The organism is Anoxybacteroides voinovskiense (assembly GCF_014196205.1).
Taxonomy (GTDB): Bacteria; Bacillota; Bacilli; order Bacillales; family Anoxybacillaceae; genus Anoxybacteroides; species Anoxybacteroides voinovskiense.
The window spans coordinates 101,528-123,432 of sequence record NZ_JACIDE010000001.1; the positions used below are offsets into that span (position 1 = coordinate 101,528).

The following is a 21,905-nucleotide window of genomic DNA, read 5'->3' on the forward strand; positions in this document are numbered from 1 at the left end:
TTGCCGACTGGGAGTATTAGCATGCCCTCCTCGAACAACGAACGCTTTGCGGGCAAATGACATTTGCCCGCCGGCGCTCTTGTTCGAGGGAAGAGGCAGAAAAGCTTGTGTTCAGTCATATGATTCTGTGTTTTTTAGTAAAATAATGGATAATCAACACTCGTGCTAACGTATATGTATGAGCTGCTCTCTTTTATCAAACGAACCGTAAATGCGGGTAGGTTGAATCGATATGACGTCGTCTAACGCAATGTTGATTAGCTGCATATCTCGGTTGTAGACAAATAGTTTTTTTACGTCCTTATAAAGCTTTACCGGCAAAAACGTTGCCTCTCCTTTTATCGTTTTAATTTTGACAGGCTGTTTTTGTTGAATCCATTTTCGCAATTCTTTATATTGATCCCCCATCATTTCGACTCCCCCTTCCATTCCGTTACACTACTATTATAAAAAAGTAAACCAAAACAATAAATGAAAAAAAATCAACAAATTCCTAACGAAAACTTGCGAACGGTGTCGTTTTTTCAAAAATTGTTGAAAAAACGAGATTTATGTCAAAAAAACGCTAACGCTTTTTCTTTTCATCCGACAACATTTTCATTTACAATGGAAGCGATGTTCACCAATGGTAGTGCAAGGAAGGTGTGGAGCGATGCTCAGTCTATTCAAAGACTGTTTATTAAATATATTTTTTCTTCTTCTTCCTGTTTTCGTTTTAGCTCTATGGCTAGAAGAACGAAACGTGTTCGAACAACTCAAAAAACTGCTGACGATTGTGTCGCTTCTTTTGGCGATGTTTTTCTGCATTACTTTTCCGATTAATGTAGACAATGACCATGTATACGACCTCCACCAAGTGCTCCTTTGGATAGGAAGCTTATATTACGGACCAGTGGCAAGCTTGTTTCTTAGTTTGTTTACGATTGGCTATTATGCGGTGTTCGGCAAAGGCGAATGGGTAGTCGTTATGCTTTCTTCCTTTGTCATTATGTTTATTAGTATTCTATTAATGAAACCGTTTTTATCGTTATCACCGAAGCAGCGCGTGTTGCTTCTTTTTTCGCTAGCTGCGTTTTCCGGATTGTTGACGTTTAGTTTAAGCGACATTTCGCTCACTTGCTTTTCATGTGGAATCGTTTATTTTGTCATTCAGCCGCTTAGTGCAGCGATGGCTTGTTATTTAAAAGAAATGGTCGAGCAAACAATTGGGCTAAGGAAACGACTAATGCGTGCGGAAAAAATGGAAGTGGTTAGCCACCTTGCCGCCTCGATTTCTCACGAAGTGCGCAACCCATTAACTGCAGCGCGTGGGTTTATGCAGTTACTTGCGCAAAGCCAATTGCCAATGGACAAGCGGAAACAATATATGCAAATTGCGATCGAGGAAATTGATCGGGCAGAAGCGATTATTACGGATTATTTGACGTTTGCTAAACCGTCGCCAGAACAAGTTGAAAAATTAAACGTAAAAGCAGAAATCGAGCGGGTCATTGATGTATTGCGGCCGTTTGCGAACATGAACAGCGTCGAAATTCGTTCGTCGCTTATTCCGTTTCATGTGTTTGGCGAGCGAGATAAGTTCCAACAATGTTTACTGAACATTATGAAAAATTCTATCGAAGCAATGCCAAATGGCGGTACACTCGATGTGTACGTATCGATCGGACAAGATGAGGTGCTTATTCGCATCACCGACACAGGTATCGGCATGACAAAAGAGCAAATCGAACGGCTTGGAGAGCCGTATTTTACGACAAAAGGAATGAAAGGGACAGGGCTTGGTATGATGGTCGTCTATCGCATTATTGAATCGATGGGCGGCTCGATTGAGATTATAAGCGAAGTGAATAAAGGGACGGAAATTTCGCTTTCGCTTCCGCTCGCAAAAACAGTGGCTGCATCGGCAAAACCCGTTCGTTCTCTAGCGCTAAAAGGAAAGGGATAACCTTTCCTTTTAGCCGTTCCACACTTTAACATAAAACGTCCGTTGACGTGGGCCATCGTACTCGCAAAAATAAATACCTTGCCACGTACCTAAAAGCAGCTTGCCATTTGTAATAATGACGTGCTGAGAAGCACCGACTGTACTTGCTTTCATATGCGCTGCTGTATTTCCTTCCACGTGGCGGTCAAGCGGATGCGTCCACGGATACGTTTCATCCAACCGGCGAATCATGTCGCGTTTGACGTCTGGGTCGGCGTTTTCGTTAATGGTAATTCCCGCCGTTGTATGCGGGCAATACACGAGGGCAACCCCTTCCTCAATCCCCGCTTTTTGCACGACTTCTTCCACAAAATGCGTAATATCGATCATTTCATCTCTTGTTGTTGTTCGAATCGAAAACGACTGCAACATCTTTTTTCCCTCCCGTATCAATTGTTTGCCAGAAAAAGGCGGTTTTTGTTACTCTAATTATATCGTATAGAAAAAGGAAGGACGAGCAATGAAACGATATGAAAATTTAGATGGGGTTTCGACGAAAAAAACGTTTGCCGATTTCCGCCGTTGGCAACAAGAACGAAAACAAAAGAAAAAAGATCTTTCGTACAACGTTCCGCACGTTGAGCGACCGGAATATACGCAGCTTCATACAAATCAGTCACGTCCGCTATTGGCATGGGTCGGTCATTCGACGTTTGTTATGCAAATAAACGGAATTACGATTGTTACCGACCCTGTTTGGGCGTTAAGGATGGGAATAGCGAAGCGGCTGACCGCCCCTGGAATTCCTATCGAGGAGATGCCGCCTGTTGATGTTGTTCTCATTTCCCACGGGCATTATGACCATTTGCATTTTGCTAGCATAAAAAAACTGAAAGGCAACCCTTGCTTCTTTGTGCCAGTTGGACTTGGCTGCCTATTTCGGCGAAGAGGATATCCACACGTGACAGAATTTTCCTGGTGGGAAGAAAAAGAATATAAAGGGAGTACATTCACGTTTGTGCCCGCCCAGCATTGGACACGGCGAACGTTGTTTGATATGAACACGTCCCATTGGGGAGGATGGGTCGTGCAAGCAACGGGGCAACCGACGGTTTATTTTGCGGGTGATAGCGGCTATTTTCGCGGCTTTCGCGAAATTGGCGACCGGTTTGCGATTGATTATGCCCTTTTGCCGATTGGCGCGTATGAACCAGAGTGGTTTATGGGGCCGCAACATACGACCCCTGAAGAAGCAGTACAGGCGTTTTTAGATTGTCGAGCGAAAACGTTTATCCCAATGCATTACGGCACCTTTCTTCTTGCGGACGACACCCCAAAAGAAGCACTAGACCGCTTAGTGGCAGAATGGCAGCGCCGTCAACTTGAACCTGAGCGATTAACATGCTTAAAATTGGGAGAAGTGCTCCATTGTGTCACCTTTTCAAACGAAAAAGCACCGATTGTTTAGGTGCTTTTTCTAATTATCATATCCGCGAAAAACGTACGGTTCTTCCGGCTGTTTTATCGAGTGCCACGACTCGACTTGCACGTACGGAATCGTCGCATTGTACGGTTGATAATAAATCGTCGATAACTTTCCTTTTACATGAATCCAATCGTCATTTTTTAACTTCGCTGCGTCTGGAAATTGGACGAGCAACCCATACACACCTGAGTCCGCAATACAATGGATGATGCCAAACCTTAACAAAAACAACTCGTTTTTGTTCGTCGTTTCATCGTGGTACACGAAGCCGTCCATCTCCATTTCTTTATCGCTAAACTCCCCTGGAAATTGATAAATCGTTTCGATTACTTTCAAATAATTTTGGTCGTTTAGCACAAGGGAGGACGATTGAGAAAACCGTTTTAATTCTTTTCTCATTAAATCGTCGTAATCATCTTTTCCGTAATAAATGCTCGTATCTGGTCGAAGAAATTGCCGCTGAACAAAGGGATCTTCGCTTTTCGTATCAAATCCTGGAATATGGAACCCTTTCGCCTTCACGATGTTCGAGTCAAGCGTTGCAATCGGAAACAAAAGCGCGGAGACAATCGGAAAAATAAATACAACATAATGAAGCGCTTTTTTCCATGCGGTTTGTTGTTCTTCGTGAGGATGGCAACATTCGTCATGGCAATGATGTTCCGATTTTTTTCGATTCGCAATAATCAATTGCACAATCGTTAAAAACGCGAACAAAAAAATGGCGCTGAATGATAAATACGAATACCGCATATTAATGTATTTGCTAATGTCGCCAGTAATATGCAAATGGAAAAATAAAAACGTAAACCCAAGTAAAATATAGAATCGTAACATGTAACCCCTCCTAAATCAGCAACGAGCCGAAAAAGACGAATATCGTAATATAGGCAATAAGTACAACGACAAACCGCGTCTTAAACGACTGGAACAACATAAGCGTATTTTTAATATCGAGCATTGGCCCGTATACTAAGAAAGCTGTAAGCGCTCCGAACGAGAACGTATTTTGAAACGATGCCGCGATAAACGCATCTGCTTCTGAGCATAATGATAACAGAAACGCCAATGCCATCATGACGAGCGTCGCGCTTACTTTTCCTTGCCCGATCGCGAGCAGCGTCGATGTTTTGACATATGTTTGCATCGCCGAAGCAATAAATGCACCGATAATTAAGTATTTTCCGGACGAAAAAAATTCATCGAGCGTATGTTCAAGCGTCCCGATCCATTTTTCTTTTAATGACCGAACCGGTGCCGTATGGACGATTTCTTTTTTCCGCAATTGGTCGTCTTTGTATTGTACCGATAAAATGAACCCGATGACGACCGCAACGATTACCGCAAAAATGGAGCGATAAAGCAACATGTTAAGGTTGCTGCCAAAGGCGATATATGTCGCAAACAAAACAACCGGGTTAATAATTGGACCGGTAAGCATAAACGGAACCGCGGCATGTAACGGTACCCCTTTTGCCACAAGCCGGCGCGTAATCGGGACAATGCCGCACTCACACGCTGGAAATAATGCGCCAATTAACGCCGAATATAGCACTGCCAGCACATTATTTTTCGGCACCCATTTTCGCACCATTTCTTCTGTCACAAACATTTGAATAATGCCAGAAATAAACACGCCGATTAACACAAACGGCATCGATTCTATTAAAATACTGACAAAAATCGTATTCAGCTGTAAAAACGACTTCATACTTTTTCTCCTTTTACCTAAAATAACGGCTACAACCGTTTATTTTATCATGAATGAACGTTTCTTTGAAAATGAAAAAACGAGGCATTTTCTGCCTCGTTTCTATCACACTATTATTCTTTTACTTCTTTTTTCCAAAAACCGACCATTAAGGCGGTAACGATCGAACCGATTAAAATGGCTAGCACATACAACCATGGATTTCCTTTGACAATCGGGATGACGAAAATACCGCCGTGTGGGGCAGGAAGACCGATGCCAAATAACATCGTTAACGCACCAGCGATGGCTGAACCGACGATGATGGACGGAATGACGCGCACTGGGTCAGCGGCCGCAAACGGAATCGCCCCTTCGGTAATAAACGATGCGCCCATAATGTAGCACGTTTTTCCTGCTTCGCGCTCTGCTTTTGTAAATTTGTTTTTAAAGAAGGTTGTTGCTAACGCCAAGCCTAATGGCGGCACCATTCCGCCTGCCATAATTGCCGCATGCGGCGCATAGTTTCCGGCGTCAATCATCGCCAAGCCGAACGTAAAGGCTGCTTTATTAATCGGTCCACCCATATCGACCGCCATCATACCACCAAGAATTAACCCTAACACCACAAGGTTTCCTGTGCCCATATTGGAAAGCCAATGTTTCATGCCATCGTTTAACGCTTTCACTGGATCAATGACGACGTACATCATGACAAGCCCCGTGAGCAATACCCCGAATAATGGATAAAGAAGAACCGGTTTAATCCCTTCAAGCGATTGTGGCAATCCGCTAAACGCTTTCTTTAATCCGACGACTAAATACCCGGCAAGAAACCCGGCAATTAGTCCACCTAAAAAGCCAGCACCGCCATTTGCGGCCATAAATCCGCCGACCATCCCTGGCGCAAATCCCGGCCGGTCTGCAATGCTCATCGCAATAAACCCAGCAAGCACCGGAACCATTAAGGCAAACGCGCTACCGCCGCCGATGTCCATCAGTGCTTTAGCAATCGGATGAAACGACGGATCTTTCGGGTCGAACGCTTTAATGCCGAAAATGAACGAAATCGCAATTAAAATCCCACCGCCAACAACGAACGGCAACATGTTTGAAACGCCGTTCATTAAATGTTTGTAAAATCCTGTGCGCCCTTTCGCTTGTGGTGTTTCGACTTTCGTTCCGCTTCCTTGGTAAATTGGTGCCGCTTGGTTTAATGCTTGTTCAATCAGCTGGTCTGGTTTACGAATCGCTTGCGCTACTGGGACTTGAATGACATGTTTTCCGCGGAACCGTTCCATTTCTACTTGTTTGTCGGCCGCTACAATGACGGCGACTGCTTCTTCAATGTCTTTCGCTGTTAGTTCGTTTTTTACTCCGCTTGAACCGTTCGTTTCGACTTTCATGTCGACATTCATTTCCGCTGCTTTTGCTTTTAGTGCATCTGCAGCCATGTACGTATGCGCAATTCCTGTTGGGCAAGCCGTCACCGCAACAATTTTCTTTTTCCCTGAAGTGGTCGCATTTTCTGTTTGCCCTTCCGCTTCTTTTTTGCGAATCATCGCCAACAACTCCTCTCCGCTTGAAGCGCTTTCAATTTGCTTACGGAACGATGCGTCCATTAACATCGACGACAAACGGGCAAGCGCTTCTAAATGAGTATTATCCGCCCCGACAGGCGCTGCAATCATAAAAAACAAATGGCTCGGTTTTCCGTCTAGCGCATCGTAATCAATTCCACTCGTCGAGCGGCCAAACGCTACTGCCGGGCGCTTTACGGCCGCTGTTTTTGCGTGCGGAATGGCAATCCCGTCACCGACGCCAGTGGTACTTTGCGCTTCACGAGCAAAAATCGCCTCTTTAAACGCTTTCAAATCGCTCAACACGCCTGCTTCATTCAGCTTGCGTGCCAATTCATCAACCACGTCTTCTTTCGTCCGCGCTTGAAGGTCGAGAATAATCGTGTCTTTCGTCAATAAATCGGTTATTTTCATCCGGTTTCCCTCCTATAAACGAGTAACTTTCACGTGCTGGAGCAACTCGTCTGCTTTCGCTTTCGTGCATAAATCATCGGAAAACGCCGTTGCGCTTCCAGTAGCGACACTATAAGCAAACGCTTCTTCGATTTGTTTGCCGCTTGTATAGGCGGCTAAAAAACCAGCGACCATCGAATCGCCTGCGCCGACAGAATTGCGAACGACTCCTTTTGGCGCTTCAGCAAACAGCGCCACTTCTTTCGTAAACAAAAACGCTCCGTCCCCTGCTAAAGAAACAATGACGTTTTCTACTCCTAACTCAACGAGTCGGCGTCCGTATAAAACGGCGTCCGCTTTCGCATGCAAAACGGTATCAAACAGCTCACCAAGCTCTTTATGGTTCGGTTTGATAAGAAACGGGGTTGCTTCGATTAATTGTTTCAGCGCCGGGCCACTTGTGTCGACAACGACATTCACGTTTGCCGCTTTCGCCGTGTGCACAATCGTCCGGTAAAAATCGCTCGGAAGCGATTCAGGGATGCTTCCTGCTAAAACAAGCGTATCGCCTGGATGCAACGCTTGAATTTTTTTCATTAGTTCATTGGCAGACGATGAAGCAATCGTTGGACCTTGCCCGTTAATTTCCGTTTCTTTTCCCGATTTTAGTTTAATATTAATTCGCGTCGTTTCAGGCACTTTCACAAAGTCAAACTTTATATTTTCTTGCGCTAGCGCCTGCTCAATAAACGCTCCCGTAAATCCGCCGACAAATCCTAAGGCGACGCTATCCATCCCAAGTCGCTTTAATACGCGGGATACGTTAATGCCTTTTCCCCCGGGAAAGACGGCTGTTTCGGTCGCTCGGTTCAGTTCTCCGAGCCGAAAGTCGTCGACTTTTACGATATAATCAACAGAAGGATTAAGTGTGCATGTATAAATCATTTTTTCACAACCTCGATTGCTGTTTTGGCTTCGTATAGCGCTAGTAGTTCGTCATCTAGTTCATCTGTGATAATTGTTGCCGCTTCTAAATCGGCAATTTTCGCAAACGTGCTCTCGTTCATTTTGGAATGGTCGGCTAATACGTACGCTTGCCGCGAAAGCTTCAGCGCCAAGCTTTTGACCATCGCCTCTTCCGGGTCTGGTGTCGTATAGCCAAAGTCGTGGTGAATGCCGTTGACGCCGATAAAACATTTATCAAAACTATAATGCTCTAATGAGTGCAACGCCCCACGGCCGATTAGCGCTTTCGTTTTCTTTTTAATCAAACCACCTAATAAATACGTCGGAATGTCTTTTTCTAGCAACGCTTCGAGATGGGTAATTCCGTTTGTGACAACGACGATGTCTTTCGCGTGAATATGCGGAATCATTTCGAGCGTCGTTGTTCCAGCATCGATGTAAATGCAATCACCATCTTGCACGAACTGGGCGGCATATTGGGCAATCAGCCGCTTTTCTTCCATGTTTTTCGTCGATTTTTCCAATACGCTTAGCTCTTCACGTTTTTGATGCAATAGCGCCGCACCACCATGCACACGGCGCAGCTTCTTTTCTTTTTCGAGCTGGCTTAAATCACGGCGAATCGTCGACTCTGAAGAAGAAGTCGCTTCGACAAGTTCTTGCAATTTCACGACTTTTTTTTCTGCTAACAGATCTAAAATGAGGCGATGGCGTTCTTCCGTCAGCATCTTTTCACCTCCCTTTACACGTCCTTGCTTACATTTTCATCATATCGCAAGACTTTTCAAAAATCAATCAAAATCGTTCATTTACAATCAAAAAAAATCATTTTCTTTCAAAAAACGTTCAATATCTTTCAAAAACAATAAAAAACCGCCTTACGATAAGCGGTTGGGGAGATATAGTTCAATATGCAATGAGTCGATTTGAGAAAGAAGTAATTCTTCGTATTGCTTTTGCGCTAAATAGCGAATTTCGTTGTCGCTGACGGTAGGGTTCGCTTTTTTCACTGCTCCTGCCAAGTCGTTGTAAACATCGTTCGCGAGCAGGCGGAGTTTACTATAGCGGGAATAGTCTTCCCAAAACTTTTTTTCTCCATACGCATGAATCATTTGTTGGGCGGTTTCGTAACGCGCATATTGACTACGAAGCGCAGAAATCGTTTTCGCGATTTCCTGCTTCGTGACAACATGTCCTTTTTCTTCGGCTAATAACGCCATCGCCTGCAACTCCACTAAATGCGATACGGCTTGATTCAACCGATTGGCGTACTGCTCTCTTCGGTTCCAGTAGGTAAGCTGTTCGTTTAGCGTTGTGCCAGTATACGTTGCTCGAACGCGTTCTTTTTGAATCGCAATTTCGATTTTACTTAATACTTGGTAAAAGCGGACGTCATCCATCGTAATTTTTTCTTTGCCGACTTTGGCAACCGCCTCTTCTTTTTTTACATGCATTTTTAGCAGCTTTTCGACTTTGTCATTCCCTTTCTTAATGACAAGAAGCGCTTCCCAATCTCCTTCCATCGGCAGCTGTACGTTTTCTTCATAAATACCGTTCCCTTTTTCGTGTAAATCAACCTCAATTTTTCCGTGATCCATATTGCTCATTTCAAACGTTGCATGAACTTTTGCCTGTTTTGCTAGTTTTCCGTTTTCTTTTATTTGCACCGCAAACGGAGCCGCTACTCCTTCTTTATAAAACGGAGTCGTTTTTATCGTCACTTCCCAGTCACCGTTCGAACATCCTGTGAACAAAAATAACAAGCTGAAAAGAAAAACGGTTAGTTTTCTCATCTTCGTTCCCCTCCATACATCACGTTAGCTTCAAATTCCGCCAATGTATATTTCGTCATTTTCCCGTTTTCTAAATAAGCGATATGGGTGCAAATTTGTTTCACTTCGTCTAAATGGTGGGAAGATAGAAAAATCGTTTTGCCGTGCAACGAATGCAAGATCGATAAAATATCGGCTCGCCCCATTGGGTCTAGTCCGCTCGTCGGCTCATCCAATATAAAAAGGTCAGCGTCATAATAAAGCATAATTCCAAGCCCCAACCGTTGGAGCATCCCTTTCGAATACGCTTTGCTTCGGACGTTTCGCTCTTCCCACAATCCGACTAATTTCAACGCTTCTTCGATTTTTTGTTCATTGACAGCCGAACCGTTCAACGATGCAAAAAAACGTATATTTTCTTCTCCCGTTAAATGAGGATATAGATGGAATTTTTCCGGCAAATAAGCGACGTGCGGTTTCCACTGGTGCTGCTTGTTTGGGATGCCGCAAATCGAGATTTTCCCTTGCTTTATCGGGATCATATTTAACACACTCGAAATAAGCGTCGATTTTCCCGCCCCGTTTCTTCCGATCAGCGCGCATCGCTCCCCTTTCTCAACGACAAGCGAAACGTCGTCTAACACTTTTTTCTGCTTGTACGCAACCGTGACATGTTCCATGACAATCATCCTTGTTCCCCCTTCCGATAAAGCAATACAGAAACGAAAAAGACGATACCAACCCAAACGACGATATTGAGTGCTACTAACGTTAGCGGTGGGAACGAGAAAAATTTTTCCATCGTTCGCGATAAATAATCGAGCGAAAAAACGCCAAGCGACGTTTCTAAAAAGAAACGAAGCGTATGCATCGGCTGCAAGAAGTAAAGAAGCGCAAAACTTTGTACGTTATCATAAGTGACGTTCGGCAACATATAAAGCAGCACAAAATCGTACAAATATAAGAAAAAGAACAATGCAAACAAGTTCGCGCCAATCAGTTGAATTTTCGTTCGGCAAACGCTTCCTAACAATAGCCCAATTTGATTAAAGATGACAATGAGCACCGTGATAGCGGCTAAAAAAGAAAGAAAATGCGCCGCATGAAACGAAAAAACAAATTTTACTGGTATCATCAACACAAAATACGAAAGAACGAACATCCCGATCATGATCGTTTGCACTGCTACGCTTTTTCGCCATAAAAACGAGCCATACGAACCGCTGCGCGCCATCATCATGAAAAGCGTTTTAAACTCTTTTTCTTGCATCACAGCAAACGAAGCAAAAAAGAGACAAAGAATAGGGATAACATAAATATTCATTTCAAACAACGTTAATAAAAACACTTCAAATCCTTCATCTACCGGCAAACTTTTTGTGTTTAAAAAAACGGAAAAAGATGTAGCAACTATCAAAATAAGAAAAAACCAAAATGCTTTTCCACGAGAGATTTCTAACCATTCTTTCCAAATAAAGTTCATTGTGATTGACCCCTTTTGTATTGCAAAATCCAGATCACCATTACAAGCGCAAATAATATCGTTGTCCACGGCATGCTGTGGCGGTCGACAAACGGATAATTGTCGGTTGCCATGACTTCTTCTTCATGCATTAATTCATTTACTTTTTCGTATAGCTTAATGCTTGGTGTATTCAAAAATAAATATGCTAGTTCATTTTGTTCGACGATCTTGTGTAACGATGATTTATATTGAAACGGAGAATCGCCTTTCCCGTCTTGATTTAAGTCGAAAAAGTGCGCGTCGTCTCCCCAATGATTTCCTACGCCATGAAAACTGAAGCGATTGTCCCCTTCGCCTCCTAAACTTAATACGGAAATCGTATTATTCAAAAAGCGGTTGTTCGTAAACGTTTGGCGCTGCGAACTTCCCCATAATTCAACGCCAATTTGGTTTTTTACAATCGTATTGCCCTCCATAAAATTGTTCGTCGATTGATCAATGTAAAACGCTCGTTCGTTTTGATAAAATTCGTTATCAATAATTCGGTTGTCATTCGCCATTTGCAACAACACTCCGAACGAACGCATTCCTTTATTTAACAAAAATTCATTACCTTTTAACACGATGCGATTCGAATTCATAATTGCCGCACCGCCAGTATTTAACGTAAATCGGTTTCGATAAAACTCGTTATCGTCAGAATACATATAATGAAGCCCGTATCTTGTATGCGAAACGTCATTATCTTTCACAACGTTATGATTGGCGTAGTCAAAAAACATGCCGTCTCTTGTGCCGATAATTGTATTATGGGCAAGTTTATTAAAATTGGAGTAATACACGTGCAAGCCGTTCCCTTGTCCTGCAATCTCTCCACCTTTCCCAGTCACACGCACATATTCGACGACGTTATGGTGTGCTTGGCTTAAATAAATGCCGTGAAATGAATTAGTAATCGTAATATGTTTTAACGTGTTGTAGTCCGAATACACCTTAATCGCGGCGTACTCTTCTTGCGTGCTACGACTTTTCCCGCTATTTGTCACCGTCACGTGCTCAATCGTCACGTGCGGTGCGCGAACAGCGATTACATTTCCATTGCCGCTTCCTTTAATAACCGTATGCGCTGCCCCTTTAATCGTCATCGGTTTTTCGATGACGATATCGCCGGTATATGTTTTATTTTTTAATAAAAGCGTCCCGTTCGCCGGTGTTTCATCAATTAGTTGCTGTAGCGTCTCCTCTGCATAAATCGCTGGTGGTGAGAGGAACGGAAAGAAAAAAAGGACAAGCACAAACAACCACTTTTTCATCGTTTTCGCTCCTTCCATAGCGGAAGTATAAGCAAGAAAAATGCCGCTCCAATCATATACGCCCCTGTCGAAAAATAGCTGTTCGTCACAAAATTGGCGATGCGGTTTTCCCCAAGCACTGGCGGAACGAACGGTTTAATTTTAATCGGGGCATCGTCGCTTAAATTTGTTCCGAAATCAACGAGCCAACGATGGAGGTCATAAAGCCCTAGCAGCCCGCCAATTGCAAAAACAACCACCAATGCAACAAGCAAGCGTTTATCGCGTAGCCACGCCACCACTAATAGGAAAACCGCTAGCGCACCGATGATGTACGGCAAATAGGACAATTCCGGAAAACTTTCTTCACTAAACGGTTTCATGCCAATATAATGGTTTAAGCCGTTAATAATGTCGATATTTCCTTTTAGCTTATTCGGATATACGATAATGTCGAGACCTTCTGGATACTGCGGCGCAACAAAGCGCATTCCCCACCACGGGAAAAAGAGTGATGCACCAGTAAGAAACGCAGAACAACTAACGATGATTGCAGTAGAAACGGATAGTTTCGCTTTTTTCATCTTCGCCACTTCCTTTTTTAAAAGGGGGGAAATCCCCCCTTCTCTTATTGCTTCGGCTTAACTAATAAATAGCCGGTCATTTCTTGATGCAGTGCCGAGCAGAAGTTTGTGCAGTAAATCGGATATGTTCCTGCTTTATCCGCCACAAATTCGACCGTATTCGTTTGCCCTGGCTGCACTTCAATATTGAGGTTATAGCGGTTAATCGCAAAGCCGTGTGTAATATCTTCGTCACGGTCGATGTTTGTAAGGTGAACGAATACTTTATCTCCTTCGTTTACTTCGATCACATCTGGACGTTTTGCTTTCGCGTCAAAAATGAATTTCGAACGCATCGCAATACCGTATACGTGTACTTCATTTCCTTTGCGAACAATGCGTGCATCTTTTTGGTTATAAACAGCATCTGGATTAGATTCATCCTTCGGATATACATTAATCGTCTTAATTTTGTCAGCCTTAATCATTTGTCCGTAGTGTGGCTCAGGGTCGACAGGCGCTGATTGAATGACTTCCATTTTGCCGCTAATATCAATTAATTGCATTGACTCTGGATGTGACGGTCCGACCGATAAATAGCTGTCTTTTGCTAATTTGTTCAATGACACTAAATATTTTCCGTCCGGAGAAACGGTATCTCCTTCTGCGGCAACCGAGTGACCTGGCGAATATTGTACTGGCACGCGATCAAGCACTTCGCCTGTGTTCGGATCCCATTTTACGACTTCAGACGAAATGAACATTGTCGTATACGCCATCCCTTTGTCATCAAATTGCGTATGAAGCGGTCCAAGTGCGTTTTCTGGGTTTACTTCACGTTCTACCACCGATTCGTATTTTAAAATCGGGATGCCGTTTCGTTCACCAGCGAAATCTTTATTTTCAATCGCTTTAAACGCTTTTTCAAAAGAGAAGACCGTAAGCAATGGCGCTAGTTTTCCTGAAGCGATAAACCGCTTGCCGTCAGGCGTGACGTCCACTCCGTGCGGCGATTTCGCCACTGGCACTAAATAAATACCACCTTTTTGTTTTTCAGGGAAAATCACTTTTTGCCCATCAACTATGTCGTATTTCCCCTCTTTCACCATCTTCTCAAGCTCTTTCCAGTTAAACAAAACGATAAAGTCGCGATCTTCTTTCGAAGCGTTGATTTCTAAGTTCGTGGTTGCTTCTTCTGTGTTATATGTCGTAATGACTGCCCAGTCTTTCGAAATTTTCTTTCCGGCATCCGACAAATCGTACGACCACGGTGGTAACGCGACTTGATAAGCAATGTGTAGTTTTTGCGCTTTTTCATCAAACGTAACAGCGCTCATCACACCGCGATATTTTGTACTGTAGTCATCAAGCGATTCGTATTTGTTTCCAAGTGGAACGGCAAAACGCGTCGGTAAAAACAAATACTCTGTATTTTCCGTCACGAACGCTGCACAGTGTGGGCCGCTTGTATTTGGCACGCTAATAATATCTTTCACTGTAAACGTTTTCAAATCCAACACCGCAGCCCGGCTGTTTGCGACGTCGGTCGCGAATAAATATTTTCCGTCATACTCTCCGTTTGTTTCCGAAAAAGCAGGATGGTGCAAATCTCCCCATGTATAGCCGCCAAGCATTTTTTTCGAATGTTCATCCCAACCGTATCCCGTTGCCGAGTCTAACGAAAATACAGGAACCGTTCGAATGCGCCGAAGCGATGGGACGCCATATACAAACAACTGCCCAGAATGACCACCAGAAGCGAATAAGTAATATTCGTCCTTTTTGCCGAATGGGACGTACACTTTTTCTGCATTTGTTTTTGCAGACGCTGTCGACGTCGGTTGTTTTGGTGAAAAGTCACCGAAAAAGACGGCAGACGCTAACACTCCGACTGCTAAGCCAGAAATGGCAGAAATCCATTTTTTCTTCAATTGCGAACACCTCTTTTCGTTTATTTTTCGGAGGCAACTTTTAACGCTTGAATGATCGCTGCCCGCTCTTCATCCGTTAGTGGGTTTGACTTAATGACGCCAGACATCACGGCAGACGTTGGTGCTTTTAAAAACTCCTCAATCGGTTTTCCGTGTTTTCCTTCGACTTCTTTATAAGCGTTGGATAAGTCCGGTCCTGTCGTGCCGCCTTGCACGTTCAATTTCGAAATAGAGTGGCATGCAATGCAGCCTTTTTGTTTAAAAATTTCCCCCTCCTTCGAACTTACAGCTGTTGCTTTTTGGCCAGTCGATGTTTCGTTGTTTTGCTCAGTTGCTACTGGTTGTTTTTCTTTAGCTGGTTCTTTATTGGCGAAATGGAAATATGTATATCCCCCCGCCAAGCCAATAACAGCACTAAGCAAAAAAATAAGCAATGACTGTTTCATTTCCTCACCTCTTTCTTTTTCGTTTCATTCACATCATAGACAAATACAGGAAAGAGAGGTATGATGGAAATCACGCTTTTTCCACAATTATTGAAAAAAATATGAAAAACTGTTGAACAAATGATGACAAAAAAACACTCGCCGTTTGTTGGCAAGTGTTTTTTGTTTAGCCGGACATTTGTTCTTTAATGCGCGGCAAATATTTTGTTTCAATTAATTCAATAAATTTTTCTGCATAGAAAGGGTCAAATTGTGTGCCAGAGCAGCGCCGCAATTCAATGATTGCTTCTTCGAACGTTTTTGTACGCTGGTATGGCCGTTCGGTCGTCATCGCGTCAAATGAGTCGATAACGCACAGCATGCGCGCCAATTTCGGAATGTCTTCGCCTTTTAAGCCGTACGGATAACCTTTTCCGTCGTATCGTTCATGGTGCAATTCAACGAGTGGAAGAACGTCTTCAAATCGCTTTTCGGTTGCTAAAATTTCTTTTCCCCAAATGACGTGCTTTTTAATAATTTCCCATTCATGCGGTTCTAGCTTTCCTTTTTTATTTAAAATATCGCGTGGAACTTCTAGTTTTCCGATATCGTGAATAAGCGCTCCTAAAATAAGTGTTTGCTTTTCATGGTCGGTTAAATCTAACCGGTCGCTCATTTCTAGTGCGTATGTGAATACACGTTTGCTGTGGCGGTACGTGTATACATCTTTCGAGAGGAAAATTTTCACTTGTTGTTCTAACGCATCTAAGTCTTCTTTAAATTCTAGTGCGCTTAACGAAATGTTATGCTCATCGAAAATTTGTACATTGTTTTTGCCTTGTGCTTTCGCGTAATACATCGCTTGGTCTGCTTTATGAATTAACTCACCGCAGTCTTGCATACCTTTCTCCATTTCCGCAATCCCACAAGAGAAAGAAATGCAGCGGTAAGGGATATATTCGACGCCAGCAAAATACGTATCGTTAATTTCTTTCCGCAATCGGTTCATAAATAAAAAAGCTTCTTCTTGTTTCGTATTTGGCATTAAGACAGCAAACTCTTCGCCGCCGTAACGCGCTACGACATATCCTTTTCCTTCCGCTCCCTTTTGGAGCAAATCACCAAAAAACTTTAACAGCTTGTCCCCTTGAAGATGACCGTTGCAGTCGTTATATTTTTTAAAATCGTCTAAATCTAGCAACGCCAAACTAAGCGGCTGCTGGAGCAATTTCGCATCCGAAAACTTTTCCTTGAGCGTCTCTTTAAAAAAGCCGTGGTTATACAAACCGGTTAAATAATCACAATTCGCGCGTTCGGATACTAGTCGATATAATTGGATGAATTTACCAAAAACAAATGATAACAACGTTATTAAGATAGTAAACAAGAATAATCCAAAATACTTTTCACTGTCTAGTAAAATGGCTAAAACAAGGGAAAGAAGCAAAGTAATGCAATATGTTATCGCAACTTCTTTAAGCAAACCAACATTCAAAACACCTTTGAATGTTGAACGAGAAGAAATGATAAAATGTAGCGACAGAAACGATATGTTCAAGCAGAAATACACGAATAACGCCAGTAAATATGGGAATATGTTTTGAATATTTACCAAGCCGATTTTCCCACCAGATGCTACAAAGGAATAGTAAGCACCTAACAACATTAAACAATACATTGAAAAATTAAAAAGATGCTTCCACAGCTGAGTTTTTCTGTTATAAACCGCATAAATAATAGTAAATAGTGACAATACAATCATTGTTATATAGGGACCATACAAAAAAAGGCACGCTAGGTAAATGGATGAATCCATTGATATAGAGTTACCCTCTGGCGGCAAGTAAACAAGAAAATAGTTTGACAACAAAACAGAACCCGCAAGAAGGTAGATCAACACCCATTCTTCTAACGAAGCAATAGGTATTTTAAAATAGAAACAAAACGCGACCGTCCCTATTAAGATTATAGACCATATATATATTCTACCAAACACATAATCTCTGTTCATTGCTTTTTATCACTCTCATTCCATAACATTAAGGGAAGAAGTAGAGTTTACTTCTTCCCTGATTTTATACTAGCTTCATACCAGACGTCAACGCGATGATGACTGAACCGATGATGAATAGGTTGATTAGTACTTGTTTCATTTTTACTTTCATTTCTTGTTTCCTCCTTAAATAATAAATGTTTATTGATTCGCAGGAACAGCCTTTGTTTCTTCTTCTTTCGTTGCGTCTACCATTAGATGCTGAACAAAGATAAACGCTCCTACGTTCATCACGACATCGCCGATGCTGATGACTTGCTGGCGTGGGTATGGCGGCGATAGTGGAATGATGTCGCCTAAAAATGGAAGCCATGTTGCGGATGTAATTGCTTCATGTTTTCCGTATACCCCTGCCTTGAGCGCTTCTATATACTCACGGCCAAGAAATTGCGCTGCTTCGACCGAAACAGGCATTCTCCCACCGTTAAGTAACATAACGATAAAGTTTAGCAAAACCCCGGCAAAGATGACCGTAAACCCTGGTTGATGGCGGTTTAGCCATAGAAAAACGAGTCCAGTCGCATAGATGACTAAAAACATGCCGTTGCTTAATTTTGCAACGATCTCTATTTTATTTTGCAATATAAAAATGAAAATTTCAATCACTAATAAAATGGGAAACAACCAACCGCCGCGCAGTTTCATTTCCGCGATTCCTTTTAAATTCCCACCGCGGAAAAAGCCGATGAGCAACGATAAAAGAATGCCATCATAAACCATCTGCCAGTTCTCCTTTAGCATCATTGCCAAAAATTATTTCTCTTGCCTTTATTTAAACTATTTTTCTACTATTCTGTAAATAGGACTTTTCGCCTAATTTTGAGGAAGTGACAAAAATGGAAAAACCAAGCGCGTTTAGTGCTTGGCTTTATCGTTGCTCCGTGCGGCATGCAGAGCAAGCGTCTGCTGTTGAGCAAGCAGCGCATTTTCCTTTGGCGCTTTTTTTGACGTGGCGGACAAGCGTCCAACCTGCATATGCAAAAATAGCACCACCGATAATAATATTAGCAACCATAACTCTCCCCTTCTCTCTATGAAAGTCCTAGCCATTTCCCGCCTTCGTAAATGAGGAATGAAATGATATAAGCAATCGCGAGCGCATAGCCAATCGCAAACAACGTCCATTTCGTCGAACCTGTTTCTTTCCGAATCGTCGCGACCGTTGCTAAGCACGGCACATAAAGCAATACAAACGCCATGAAGCTAAACGCCGATAGCGGCGTAAAATAGTGCGCCATCAACCCTTGCAACGTGTCTGTATCTTTCACGTGATAAATAATATTCATCGTCGACACAACGACTTCTTTTGCTAAAAAACCTGTAAGTAGTGCAGCACCCGCCTGCCATGTCCCAAATCCAAGCGGTGCTAAAATCGGCGCTAATACGCCACCAATTGCCGCTAAAAAGCTGTCATCCATCGAAACATGAAGCCCTTTTGGCCCTGCGTAAGATAACAACCAAATCGCCACCGACCCGCCAAAAATAAACGTTCCCGCCTTACGAACGAAGCCTTTTCCTTTATCCCACGTACTGCGCCATAACGTAAGCGCCTGCGGCATGCGGTATGGGGGTAGCTCAATAACAAACATCGAATGTTCATTTTTTAATATCGTCGATGAAAATAGTTTCGCAAGCAACAACGCGACAACAATTCCTAATACATACAACGAAAAGACGACAGCCGCTTGATGCGCTTTAAAAAACGCCCCAACAAACAATGCATACACCGGCAGCCGCGCCGAACAAGACATAAGCGGCAGCAACAAAATCGTCAACAAGCGCTCGCGCGGCTGTTCAATCGTTCTTGCCGCCATCACGCCCGGAACGTTGCAGCCAAAACCAATGATCATCGGAATAAACGATTTCCCGTTCAAACCGATTGCTTCCATTAAACGATCCATGACCATTGCCACCCGTGCCATATAGCCCGAGTCTTCTAACAAAGAAATGAAAAAGAACAAAATGAAAATTTGCGGTACGAAAACGAGCACACCGCCAACTCCGGAAACGATACCGTTCAATACGAGTTCTTGCAAAAATCCAGACGCTCCCATTGCCGTTAACAGCCGCGACAATGTATCCGTCAATGGTCCTGAGAAAAATTGGTCAAGCAAATCGGCTAGTGGCGAGCCAAGCCAATCGAACGTCAACATGAACATCACGTACATAAAAAACAAGAAAATCGGCATTCCTAAATATTTGTTTGTTACAATCGCATCGATTTTCTCCGTCCATGTGAGCGACCGCTTTTCTGTCCAGACAACGACGTCTTCCAATACTGCTTCAATAAACGTTTCCCGAAAATGGTGTAGCCGTTCTCGAAGCGAACGGCCGTGCGGCAGCTGACGGATGCTTTCTTCCGTTTGCTTACGAATGGCTAAAATCGGTTCAAGCGCGATTTTCGCCCGCAAATATTCGTACACTCGCTCGTTTCCTTCTAAACATTGCAGCGCAAGCCATCGTTTCGATCGTTCGATATCGTCTGGAAGATAGCTGCTTATTGTCGCAATCGCTGTTTCTATCACGTCGTCGTATGTTAACGTAAACGGCTTCGTTTGTTCCACCGACCGAAGTTTCTCCGTCAATTCGTCCATCCCTTTGCCGATACGAGCAACGACCGGAACAACTGGCACGCCAAATCGATCGGCTAATTTTTTGACATCGATTTTCATTCCGCGCCGCTCAGCGACATCGATCATATTTAACGCAATGACAAGCGGTTTGCCAAATTCGAGCAGCTGAATCGTCAAATGTAAATTCCGTTTTAGCTGCGACGCATCGACAATGTTTAAAATAGTTGAGAACGACTCTGTCAATAAAAAGTCGGTCGCCACTCCTTCATCGCGTGAAAGCGGATGGAGCGAATATACCCCTGGCAAGTCGACGACATACGCATCGCGGCTTCGTAAAATCCCGACTTTTTTTTCGACCGTCACTCCACTCCAGTTTCCTACATATTCGTAAGAACCCGTTAAGTTATTAAATAATGATGTTTTTCCAGTGTTCGGATTCCCAAATAACGCAATTTGCGACATAAATTACTCCACTCCAATGCATGCGGCTTCTTTCCGGCGTAAACAAATGCACTGCCCAGCTACTTCGACCATCACAGGTCCGCCGAACGGCATTGTACATTTGACACAAACTTCTTCTCCTTCATGAACGCCCATATCAATAAGGCGTTGTTTTAATATATCACTCATCATGGAGATGTTCGTAATTGTTGCACGTTTCCCAGGTTGCAAGTCGGTAAGAACCATTGGTTCAGCCCTCCTAGACAATAATGATAATTTTTCTCAACATTTGCTGCTTCTATCATACTATAAAACTAAAGGGAATAGGAATGATTTTTATCACAACTTTGTTACACTTTTTCTACAAAACAGCGAAAAAACGCCCTTCGTTAGGGCGCTCACTCTTTTTTCAGCGGAAAATTCATTTGTTCGGCTAAGTTCGGGAAATCAATAAACGGATTACGGTTTCCTTGAATCGAGAAAATCGCTTGATTGCGGTGCTTTTCGTAAATCGTTGCTGGGAATTGTTTGTGCCAGCGCACTAACAGCGGAATGTCGATTTTTCGGCGAAACGCCTTCGCGATTTCGGTCGGGTAACGTAATAAGAAATAGAGCATCGCCCGCGCAACCGTCCCTTTCCCGTGCTCTGGCTCAAACAAGCCATTATCAGCGACCCCGCAATGGTTTTGAATTTTCTCCGTTGGCGATTCCGGCTCGTAAAACGGAAAATCGGCGTACGGAAAATTGGAACGTGCGGCATTGCATTCCGGCTGGCAAACAAACAAATGGTGCAAATCCCCTTTCATCGGCTCTCTCGCTCCAAACCACGATTGCGGAACAACGTGTTCGGTATTAAGCTTCAGCTGTCGCTCAATGCCCCTTAGCTTCTGTTCGATCGTCCAATCTTTTTTGTCAGCATATTTCAACAACCGACGAAATTCCTCGTACCGTTTTCTAATAATCTCGTAATCTTGTACAATAATTGCTTCTGGGTCTTTCTTTTCTCCCGAATAAATGCTTCGAACCGAACCGTCCGGATGAAGGTCGACCCACGTATACAAATACTCGTCTTTGCTAAAAAAGTAAGGAAGCCGCCGTTTATGCGTTCGTTTCACTAGTTCATGGTATTTGACAAACATGCTAAGCCCGTCTTGTTCGCGAATGACGTGTCGATAATACCGCTCCATTGCTTTTCGGTCTTTCTTTTCATCATAATACACGTTCCGCTTCGCTTGAATTTGTTGCTGGTTTTCTTTTAAAAACAACAATTGTTCGTCGCAGTCTTCGCATTGCCATTGTTCGAGCTCTTGTAATATTTCGTCCGCCATCTATCTCACCGCCTTAAGAAGCT

At 43.2% G+C, this 21,905-nt stretch carries 22 protein-coding genes; 2 read left to right on the forward strand and 20 right to left on the reverse strand.

The features are described from left to right. Nucleotides 1-165: 165 nt before the first annotated feature. Nucleotides 166-408, reverse strand: coding sequence for a hypothetical protein (locus GGR02_RS00525; RefSeq protein ID WP_183182938.1), 243 nt, complete (start codon nt 406-408; stop codon nt 166-168). Nucleotides 409-652: 244 nt separating this feature from the next. On the opposite strand from GGR02_RS00525, the gene GGR02_RS00530 reads away from it, so the two are divergent. Then, nucleotides 653-1,945: an ATP-binding protein gene (locus GGR02_RS00530; protein ID WP_183182800.1), complete on the forward strand. Its 1,293-nt coding sequence runs from the start codon at nt 653-655 to the stop codon at nt 1,943-1,945. Nucleotides 1,946-1,954: 9 nt separating this feature from the next. Here the strand turns inward: GGR02_RS00530 and GGR02_RS00535 are convergent, their stop codons facing one another. Then, nucleotides 1,955-2,356 carry a secondary thiamine-phosphate synthase enzyme YjbQ gene (locus tag GGR02_RS00535; RefSeq protein ID WP_183182801.1) on the reverse strand — a complete coding sequence of 134 codons (402 nt, stop codon included), beginning with the start codon at nt 2,354-2,356 and terminating at the stop codon, nt 1,955-1,957. An 88-nt stretch (nt 2,357-2,444) separates the two neighbouring features. Between GGR02_RS00535 and GGR02_RS00540 the strand changes: the two genes are divergently transcribed. After that, nucleotides 2,445-3,392 carry an MBL fold metallo-hydrolase gene (locus GGR02_RS00540; RefSeq protein WP_183182802.1) on the forward strand — a complete coding sequence of 316 codons (948 nt, stop codon included), beginning with the start codon at nt 2,445-2,447 and terminating at the stop codon, nt 3,390-3,392. A gap of 9 nt (nt 3,393-3,401) precedes the next feature. On the opposite strand, the gene GGR02_RS00545 is transcribed toward GGR02_RS00540, so the two are convergent. From GGR02_RS00545 to GGR02_RS00630, 18 genes are all read right to left on the reverse strand, one after another. Continuing rightward, on the reverse strand, nt 3,402-4,247 hold the full coding sequence (locus tag GGR02_RS00545) for a TIGR03943 family putative permease subunit (protein ID WP_183182803.1): 846 nt from the start codon (nt 4,245-4,247) through the stop codon (nt 3,402-3,404). Between the two features lie 10 nt (nt 4,248-4,257). Then, complete coding sequence (locus tag GGR02_RS00550) at nt 4,258-5,121, reverse strand: permease (RefSeq protein WP_183182804.1); 864 nt, start codon at nt 5,119-5,121, stop codon at nt 4,258-4,260. Between the two features lie 113 nt (nt 5,122-5,234). Next, nucleotides 5,235-7,094, reverse strand: coding sequence for a PTS fructose transporter subunit IIABC (locus GGR02_RS00555; protein ID WP_183182805.1), 1,860 nt, complete (start codon nt 7,092-7,094; stop codon nt 5,235-5,237). A 12-nt stretch (nt 7,095-7,106) separates the two neighbouring features. Continuing rightward, a complete protein-coding gene (gene pfkB, locus GGR02_RS00560) occupies nt 7,107-8,018 on the reverse strand; it encodes a 1-phosphofructokinase (protein WP_183182806.1) in 912 nt (303 codons plus the stop codon). Further along, nucleotides 8,015-8,767 carry a DeoR/GlpR family DNA-binding transcription regulator gene (locus tag GGR02_RS00565; protein WP_183182807.1) on the reverse strand — a complete coding sequence of 251 codons (753 nt, stop codon included), beginning with the start codon at nt 8,765-8,767 and terminating at the stop codon, nt 8,015-8,017. Before GGR02_RS00565 ends, pfkB begins: the two co-directional genes overlap by 4 nt. A 150-nt stretch (nt 8,768-8,917) precedes the next feature. Next, nucleotides 8,918-9,832, reverse strand: coding sequence for a FixH family protein (locus tag GGR02_RS00570; RefSeq protein ID WP_183182808.1), 915 nt, complete (start codon nt 9,830-9,832; stop codon nt 8,918-8,920). Continuing rightward, nucleotides 9,829-10,500: an ABC transporter ATP-binding protein gene (locus tag GGR02_RS00575; RefSeq protein WP_183182809.1), complete on the reverse strand. Its 672-nt coding sequence runs from the start codon at nt 10,498-10,500 to the stop codon at nt 9,829-9,831. The genes GGR02_RS00570 and GGR02_RS00575 overlap by 4 nt, the downstream gene beginning before the upstream one ends. Further along, nucleotides 10,497-11,294, reverse strand: a complete 798-nt coding sequence (locus GGR02_RS00580) for an ABC transporter permease subunit (protein WP_183182810.1) — start codon at nt 11,292-11,294, stop codon at nt 10,497-10,499. The genes GGR02_RS00575 and GGR02_RS00580 overlap by 4 nt, the downstream gene beginning before the upstream one ends. After that, nucleotides 11,291-12,589 (reverse strand): nitrous oxide reductase family maturation protein NosD, encoded by a 1,299-nt coding sequence (nosD, locus tag GGR02_RS00585; RefSeq protein ID WP_229706049.1) that lies wholly within the window; start codon nt 12,587-12,589, stop codon nt 11,291-11,293. The genes GGR02_RS00580 and nosD overlap by 4 nt, the downstream gene beginning before the upstream one ends. Further along, complete coding sequence (locus tag GGR02_RS00590) at nt 12,586-13,152, reverse strand: hypothetical protein (RefSeq protein WP_183182812.1); 567 nt, start codon at nt 13,150-13,152, stop codon at nt 12,586-12,588. The genes nosD and GGR02_RS00590 overlap by 4 nt, the downstream gene beginning before the upstream one ends. A gap of 44 nt (nt 13,153-13,196) precedes the next feature. Then, nucleotides 13,197-15,062: a Sec-dependent nitrous-oxide reductase gene (gene nosZ, locus GGR02_RS00595; RefSeq protein WP_183182813.1), complete on the reverse strand. Its 1,866-nt coding sequence runs from the start codon at nt 15,060-15,062 to the stop codon at nt 13,197-13,199. Nucleotides 15,063-15,082: 20 nt separating this feature from the next. Then, nucleotides 15,083-15,508: a c-type cytochrome gene (locus GGR02_RS00600; RefSeq protein WP_183182814.1), complete on the reverse strand. Its 426-nt coding sequence runs from the start codon at nt 15,506-15,508 to the stop codon at nt 15,083-15,085. 166 nt (nt 15,509-15,674) lie between these two features. Beyond that, nucleotides 15,675-17,498, reverse strand: coding sequence for a diguanylate cyclase (locus tag GGR02_RS00605; protein WP_183182815.1), 1,824 nt, complete (start codon nt 17,496-17,498; stop codon nt 15,675-15,677). Nucleotides 17,499-17,681: 183 nt separating this feature from the next. Further along, nucleotides 17,682-18,260 carry a DUF5317 domain-containing protein gene (locus tag GGR02_RS00610; RefSeq protein WP_183182816.1) on the reverse strand — a complete coding sequence of 193 codons (579 nt, stop codon included), beginning with the start codon at nt 18,258-18,260 and terminating at the stop codon, nt 17,682-17,684. 148 nt (nt 18,261-18,408) lie between these two features. Further along, entirely contained in the window at nt 18,409-18,555 is a 147-nt protein-coding gene (locus tag GGR02_RS00615; RefSeq protein WP_183182817.1) for a FeoB-associated Cys-rich membrane protein, read from the reverse strand. Nucleotides 18,556-18,571: 16 nt separating this feature from the next. Next, nucleotides 18,572-20,575: a ferrous iron transport protein B gene (gene feoB / locus GGR02_RS00620; protein ID WP_183182818.1), complete on the reverse strand. Its 2,004-nt coding sequence runs from the start codon at nt 20,573-20,575 to the stop codon at nt 18,572-18,574. Between the two features lie 3 nt (nt 20,576-20,578). Continuing rightward, complete coding sequence (locus GGR02_RS00625; RefSeq protein ID WP_183182819.1) at nt 20,579-20,800, reverse strand: FeoA family protein; 222 nt, start codon at nt 20,798-20,800, stop codon at nt 20,579-20,581. Between the two features lie 152 nt (nt 20,801-20,952). Then, a complete protein-coding gene (locus GGR02_RS00630; RefSeq protein ID WP_183182820.1) occupies nt 20,953-21,882 on the reverse strand; it encodes an endonuclease I family protein in 930 nt (309 codons plus the stop codon). Nucleotides 21,883-21,905 lie beyond the last annotated feature (23 nt).

Coding starts and splice junctions, on each gene's coding strand:
- GGR02_RS00555 (WP_183182805.1), bottom strand. CDS start 7,094: ATGAAAATAACCGATTTATTGACGAAAGACACGATTATTCTCGACCTT.
- GGR02_RS00605 (WP_183182815.1), bottom strand. CDS start 17,498: ATGAACAGAGATTATGTGTTTGGTAGAATATATATATGGTCTATAATC.
- GGR02_RS00615 (WP_183182817.1), bottom strand. CDS start 18,555: ATGGTTGCTAATATTATTATCGGTGGTGCTATTTTTGCATATGCAGGT.
- GGR02_RS00570 (WP_183182808.1), bottom strand. CDS start 9,832: ATGAGAAAACTAACCGTTTTTCTTTTCAGCTTGTTATTTTTGTTCACA.
- GGR02_RS00565 (WP_183182807.1), bottom strand. CDS start 8,767: ATGCTGACGGAAGAACGCCATCGCCTCATTTTAGATCTGTTAGCAGAA.
- GGR02_RS00580 (WP_183182810.1), bottom strand. CDS start 11,294: ATGAACTTTATTTGGAAAGAATGGTTAGAAATCTCTCGTGGAAAAGCA.
- GGR02_RS00525 (WP_183182938.1), bottom strand. CDS start 408: ATGGGGGATCAATATAAAGAATTGCGAAAATGGATTCAACAAAAACAG.
- GGR02_RS00625 (WP_183182819.1), bottom strand. CDS start 20,800: ATGGTTCTTACCGACTTGCAACCTGGGAAACGTGCAACAATTACGAAC.
- GGR02_RS00630 (WP_183182820.1), bottom strand. CDS start 21,882: ATGGCGGACGAAATATTACAAGAGCTCGAACAATGGCAATGCGAAGAC.
- GGR02_RS00610 (WP_183182816.1), bottom strand. CDS start 18,260: ATGGTTTATGATGGCATTCTTTTATCGTTGCTCATCGGCTTTTTCCGC.
- GGR02_RS00535 (WP_183182801.1), bottom strand. CDS start 2,356: ATGTTGCAGTCGTTTTCGATTCGAACAACAACAAGAGATGAAATGATC.
- GGR02_RS00545 (WP_183182803.1), bottom strand. CDS start 4,247: ATGTTACGATTCTATATTTTACTTGGGTTTACGTTTTTATTTTTCCAT.
- GGR02_RS00600 (WP_183182814.1), bottom strand. CDS start 15,508: ATGAAACAGTCATTGCTTATTTTTTTGCTTAGTGCTGTTATTGGCTTG.
- GGR02_RS00530 (WP_183182800.1), top strand. CDS start 653: ATGCTCAGTCTATTCAAAGACTGTTTATTAAATATATTTTTTCTTCTT.
- pfkB (WP_183182806.1), bottom strand. CDS start 8,018: ATGATTTATACATGCACACTTAATCCTTCTGTTGATTATATCGTAAAA.
- feoB (WP_183182818.1), bottom strand. CDS start 20,575: ATGTCGCAAATTGCGTTATTTGGGAATCCGAACACTGGAAAAACATCA.
- GGR02_RS00590 (WP_183182812.1), bottom strand. CDS start 13,152: ATGAAAAAAGCGAAACTATCCGTTTCTACTGCAATCATCGTTAGTTGT.
- GGR02_RS00550 (WP_183182804.1), bottom strand. CDS start 5,121: ATGAAGTCGTTTTTACAGCTGAATACGATTTTTGTCAGTATTTTAATA.
- GGR02_RS00540 (WP_183182802.1), top strand. CDS start 2,445: ATGAAACGATATGAAAATTTAGATGGGGTTTCGACGAAAAAAACGTTT.
- GGR02_RS00575 (WP_183182809.1), bottom strand. CDS start 10,500: ATGATTGTCATGGAACATGTCACGGTTGCGTACAAGCAGAAAAAAGTG.
- nosD (WP_229706049.1), bottom strand. CDS start 12,589: ATGAAAAAGTGGTTGTTTGTGCTTGTCCTTTTTTTCTTTCCGTTCCTC.